This is a genomic window from Mesorhizobium sp. M7D.F.Ca.US.004.01.2.1, from assembly GCF_003997785.1.
GTDB lineage: Bacteria > Pseudomonadota > Alphaproteobacteria > Rhizobiales > Rhizobiaceae > Mesorhizobium > Mesorhizobium loti.
In genome coordinates, this window is sequence record NZ_RZRQ01000642.1 from 1 (window position 1) to 1466 (window position 1466).

The following is a 1466-nucleotide window of genomic DNA, read 5'->3' on the forward strand; positions in this document are numbered from 1 at the left end:
GCCTATGCACAGACCGATCGCCCGCAGGGCTGCCTGGTCGCGCTTGGCGCGCTGCATCAGGACTCGAGCCGCGGCGCCATCTGCGATGATCTGCGCCGCCGCCGCGCCGAAAACCATAGCGCGCTGCAGAAGCGTCTCGAGCGCGGCGTTGCCGAAGGCGAACTGCCGGCGGATTTCGACGCCAGCGCCATCGCGACCTTCTTCGCCACGGTTCAGCACGGCATGTCGATCCAGGCACGCGACGGGGCATCGTACGCCGCCCTGCTGGCGACGGTAGCTGGGGCCATGGCTGCCTGGAAGATGTTGGCCGGCACCGACGCAGCGTGACAAACGCCCGCCAGTGTGCTCGAAATTCGCCGGCAAGGCCGGGAGGGACGAGAGCGTGAAAAAGGGTTATCGCGAACTGCTGGACGAGGCGAACGCCGAGATTGAAGTGGTTTCGCCGGAGGAAGCAGCCGGACTGCTCGACGATGAAGACACCATTTTCGTCGATCTGCGCGACCCTCGCGAGGTGGAACGCGACGGCAGGATTCCCGGCGCCAAACATGTCACCCGAGGCATGCTGGAATTCTGGATCGATCCCGAAAGCCCTTACCACAAGCCATTCTTCGCTTCGGGAAAGAGCTTCGTCTTCTTCTGTGCAGGCGGCTGGCGCTCGGCGCTGGCCACCAAGACGGCGCAGGACATGGGGCTTTCGCCGGTCAAGCACATCCTTGGCGGCTACACCGCCTGGAAGGCCGCCGGACTGCCGGTCGAACCCGGTGAAAAGAAGAAGTAAACTCGATCGACGCTCAATGCAGCAGCGACGGCTCGCGATGCATCACGAAGCCGACCGCGCGTTCGATCACACCCTTGTCCGCAAGGATACGGCGGTGGCCGAGCCCATCGGCCCAGTAAAGCCGCACATGGCCGCCTGCGCCGGCATAGCGCCTTGCATGATCGGCCGAGACTTCGCGGTCGTCCTGTGCGTGGATGACCAGGGTCGGCACCGGCGCCTGGGCAAGCTGGCGGTCGCCGGTGAAATCGTGCAGCGGCCTGCCGGAAAGATGTTCGACACGGTCCGCCATGGCGACCTGCGAGCGCGGGCCGACATTGAGCATGCGGCTGAAGTCGGCAAAAATCGCCGGCAGGGAACTTGGCGCCGCAATCAGCACCAGTCGTCCGGCCGCCAGTGGCGGAATGTTCTTGACCGAACCGGCGATGGCATTGGCGGCGACTGCGCCGCCGAAGGAATGGCCGACCGCCGCCACGAACGGGCCGAACCATTCGCCGGCAACCCGCACCGCATCCACCGCATTGACCATGTTCAACCGCCGGCCCTGCGACTGGCCGTGGCCAGGCAAGTCAAGCGAAACGACCCTGTAGCCGGCGGCACGATAGCCTTCGATCAACGCGCGCATATATTCGGTGCGTGAGCGCCAGCCATGGACGACAAGCACCGTGCCGGCGACTGCCCTGCCCGGCTC

2 protein-coding genes and 1 pseudogene are annotated in these 1466 nt (G+C 65.6%); 2 read left to right on the forward strand and 1 reads right to left on the reverse strand.

Features of this window, described 5'->3' with window-relative positions:
- A pseudogene (locus EN993_RS35750) lies at positions 1 to 327 on the forward strand (TetR/AcrR family transcriptional regulator); the annotation flags it as partial.
- Positions 328 to 382: 55 nt separating this feature from the next.
- Entirely contained in the window at positions 383 to 778 is a 396-nt protein-coding gene (locus EN993_RS35755) for a rhodanese-like domain-containing protein (protein WP_056587731.1), read from the forward strand.
- Between the two features lie 13 nt (positions 779 to 791).
- On the opposite strand, the gene EN993_RS35760 is transcribed toward EN993_RS35755, so the two are convergent.
- A partial coding sequence (locus EN993_RS35760; RefSeq protein ID WP_127266236.1) for an alpha/beta hydrolase occupies positions 792 to 1466 on the reverse strand: 675 nt, incomplete at its 5' end.